General features: G+C 66.6%; 2 protein-coding genes. One reads left to right on the plus strand and one right to left on the minus strand.

The genetic code is table 11. The features are described 5' to 3' along the window. Positions 1 to 337: 337 nt before the first annotated feature. Positions 338 to 2,614, minus strand: a complete 2,277-nt coding sequence (locus VLR48_RS08030; RefSeq protein WP_325291281.1) for a primosomal protein N' — start codon at positions 2,612 to 2,614, stop codon at positions 338 to 340. 457 nt (positions 2,615 to 3,071) lie between these two features. On the opposite strand from VLR48_RS08030, the gene VLR48_RS08035 reads away from it, so the two are divergent. Continuing rightward, the gene (locus VLR48_RS08035; protein WP_325291282.1) at positions 3,072 to 3,689 is read left to right on the plus strand and encodes an HNH endonuclease; all 618 of its coding nucleotides are present in this window, start codon (positions 3,072 to 3,074) and stop codon (positions 3,687 to 3,689) included. Positions 3,690 to 3,716 lie beyond the last annotated feature (27 nt).

The following is a 3,716-nucleotide window of genomic DNA, read 5'->3' on the forward strand; positions in this document are numbered from 1 at the left end:
GATGAGGACGGGAAGGCGCGCGAATTCCATCAGGGCACGAGGATCGGCAACGACCCTCATTCGATGCCGGATATATGGCTGCAACGTTTCCTTCTGCCAAAAACAGCGGTTTCCCTCTTGCATCGCGGGGCGGACCATATAAAGGGTGCCCGAAGAACCCCCCCTGCACCTTACGGACGAGGGCGATGGCAAGGCCGCTACCGGAGGGGAGCCAATAAGGGATCTGAAGGAAGCCCGCACGTCCGGGTCTGTGGCGGGGGCTCCGGGTAACCGGAGTCCCTACGCTGGACGCCCCTACGCGCTTTGCGGGCACGCGGCAACAGCAACGGCTCGGAGATCAGTACATGTCCTGCGGATCCACGTCCAGCGACCAGCGCAGACCTTTGCTTCTGGGCAAGGCGCGTAGGGCGAGGCTCCAGCCGGCCAAAAACCGCTGGAGTTGCGGGCGTTGTGAGGATTGGATCAGAAGCTGCGCGCGGTAGCGTCCGCCGCGGCGCTCCATCGGGGCGGGGACCGGGCCGTAGCAGTGCACCCCGGAATCGGCGAGCGGTTCGGCACGGCCTTCGTCAGGCCCTTCTGCAATCAATCGGGCCTGATTCAGGAAGGCCGTTGCGGTTTCGGCGGCCGGTGCCTCGGCGCGCAGCAGCGCTAGATGGCTGAACGGCGGAAGCTCGGCCTCGCGGCGCTCGGCAAGGGCCGTGGTCGCGAAGCCCGTGTAACCGTCGCGCAGTAGGCTTTGGAGCAACGGGTGCTCGGGGTGGCGGGTCTGGAGGACGACCCGTCCGGGGCGCTCGGCGCGCCCGGCCCGTCCGGTGACCTGAACGATCAGCTGGGCGGTGCGTTCCGGTGCGCGGAAGTCGCTTGCGTAGAGTGATTGGTCGAGATCCAGGATGCCGACCAGGGTCACGCCGGGGAAGTCGTGTCCTTTGGCCAGCATCTGGGTGCCGAGCAGGATCTGCACCTCGCCTCGCCGGACCTCGTCGAGGAGGCGCGCCAGCTCGCCGCGACGTCGCGTGGTGTCCCGGTCGAGTCGGGCGATTCCGACGCCCGGAAACAGGGCGCGCAGCTCCTCGTCCAGCCGCTCGGTGCCGCGCCCGAGCATGCGCAGGTCGGTCCCCTTGCAGTCCGGACAGGCACTCGGCAACGGCCGTGTCCAGCCGCAGTGGTGACACCAGAGGCGTCGGCGCGCCAGGTGGAGCGTGAGGCGCGCGTCGCAATGCGGGCAGTCGCCGACCCAACCGCAGGCGTGACAGGTGAGCACCGGGGCATAGCCGCGGCGGTTCAGGAAGAGTAGCACCTGGTTGCCGGCGGCGATCTCGGTACGCATCTCCTCGCGCAGCACGGCGGAGAGCCCGGCTTGGAGCGGCTGATTGCGGATGTCCAGCAGCGAGGTCCGCGGCGTGCAGGCCGCACCCGCGCGCTGCGGCAGGCGCAGCCAGCCGTAGCGCGCGGTCTGCGCGTTGTTGAGCGTTTCGAGCGAGGGTGTCGCTGAGCCGAGCACGACCGGGCAACCGAGCAGCTGAGCGCGTCGCACGGCGACATCGCGTGCCGAGTAGCGGAAGCCCTCCTGCTGCTTGAGCGAGGCGTCATGCTCCTCGTCGACCAGGATCAGCCCGAGCCGCGGCAGGGGCACGAACACCGCCGAGCGCGTCCCGAGCACGACGCCCGCAAGCCCGGAGGCGGCGCGGTGCCAGGCCCGCTCGCGGTCTCCTGCAGCCAGCCCGGAATGCAGTACGGCGGGCGGGTCGGGCAGACGCGAGGTTAAACGCTCGCGCAACTGCGGGGTCAGGCCGATCTCGGGGACGATCAGAAGGGTTTGGGCGCCGCGGGCGGCAGCGGCCTCGATCAGGCGGATATAGACCTCCGTCTTGCCGCTGCCGGTCACTCCGTCGAGTAGGAAAGGGTTGAAACCGCCGAGCCCGGCCGCGACCCGACCAACCGCTTCGGCCTGATCGGTATTGAGCCCCGGGCCGGGGGCGGGCTGGACGCGGGGCGCGTGCGCGACCGGTCCCGCCGGCACGATACGGCAGGTCTCCAGCAGGCCGCGTGCACGCAGGCTGCGCAGCGTCGCGGCGCAGGGACCCAAGCATGCATTCAGATCGGTAACCGGAATTCCCTCGGGTACGGACCTGACCAGGGCGAGAAGCTCGCGCTGCTTCGGCGCTCGCCGCAGCGTCTCGAGGTCCAGAGCCCTGCCGTCGGGTGTCGCCGAGACGCCCGGGACCTGCTCGTCGATGATGGGTTTGGCCTGACGCAGACGGGCGGGGAGTGCACTGAAGAGGGCCTCGCCGATCGGTTGCCGATAATAGTCCGCCGCCCAGCGGATCAGGGTCAGGTCGGCCGCGCCCAAGACGGGGTGCGGGTCGAGAGGGCGCTCGATCGGCTTCAGTCGCGCGGGATCCTGATCCGAGGTGTCGCGCAGCTCGAGCAAAATGCCTACGCGCCGACCTTGTCCGAAGGGCACCAGCACACGCTGACCGGGCAACAGCGACGGCGCTGTCGATCCGCCTTCCGATACCGGAGCCGGCGGCAGATAATCGAAGGCATCCATCAGCGGTGCGGCAACGGCGACACGCAGGATCGAGCCGGGCTTTCGGTGTGGGTCGGGCGACACGTTGGTTGAGCGCTTTCTCTGAGGGCGGGCTCCGAGGGCGGGCGGCAGTCGTCGATTAGACGCGTGACGTCCGCGCTTCCCTAGGAAACACCGGCAATCACTTGTCGTGGAACATGAAACCCGAGAAACTCACAATTCCTGTGGATAAGTCTGGGGATGACTGGTGTAAAGCGGATGCGAGCAGGCGCCGTTGTTACGGTTTTGTTGGTTTGGAAACTTTTTGGCCAACTTGAAAACATCTTTTTAATCAATTTGTTGGATATTGCGTGCGCAGCGCCGTCGGGTCGCCGGAAGCCTGCGCCGGACACCTTCGCGGCGTTTCGGGGCGGCTGTGAGTGATCAACCGGTTAGAGCGTCGAGGCGCGAAGGTCCGGTCGCTGAAACGCCTGACGGCGCCGGGTTGCGCGAGAAGGCCAACTGTGTATCATGCTCGCAAATTCCGAGCCGTAACGCCGCTATGTTGTCACTGAATCAACAGGTACTGCGAACGGATTTGGCGGGTATGCCGATGGAATGGGTGGACTACCGGGTTGCCGCCCGGCTGTATTTCCTCGGGCAGGTGGCCTATGCCTGCGGAGATGCCTTGTTCGAGCTGCGCGGCGGCATCAATTCGAGCACCCACCGACAGAGCCGCTTGGAGATCCACTCCATCATCGCGACCTACGGGACGCATCACGCCCTGAACAAGCTTCAGGACGATTATGCACCACCTCTGTCGAACCGCACCCTGTTTCACCGCGACGACCACATGTGCATGTATTGCGGCAGCCGTTTCTCGGGGCGCCATCTGTCGCGCGATCACGTGCGCCCCACCAGTCGCGGCGGCAAGGATGTCTGGAACAACGTCGTGACCGCCTGCCTGCGTTGCAACAATTTCAAGGCCGGACGTACGCCCGAAGCGGCGGGCATGGAGTTGTTGGCCGTGCCCTTCACGCCGACGCACGCCGAGTACATCTTCCTGATGGGACGCCATGTCCTGGCGGATCAGATGGCCTTCCTGCGCGCCCACTTTCCGCGCTCGAGTCCCTTGCATCGACGTGCCGCTCGGGGCCTTGAGGAGACGCCCGATGATTGAGCCCGGCGAGTGAGCCCCATCGGTGAT

Source organism: Thiocapsa sp. (genome assembly GCF_035467215.1).
Taxonomy (GTDB): Bacteria; Pseudomonadota; Gammaproteobacteria; order Chromatiales; family Chromatiaceae; genus Thiocapsa.

Coding starts and splice junctions, on each gene's coding strand:
- VLR48_RS08035 (WP_325291282.1), top strand. CDS start 3,072: ATGTTGTCACTGAATCAACAGGTACTGCGAACGGATTTGGCGGGTATG.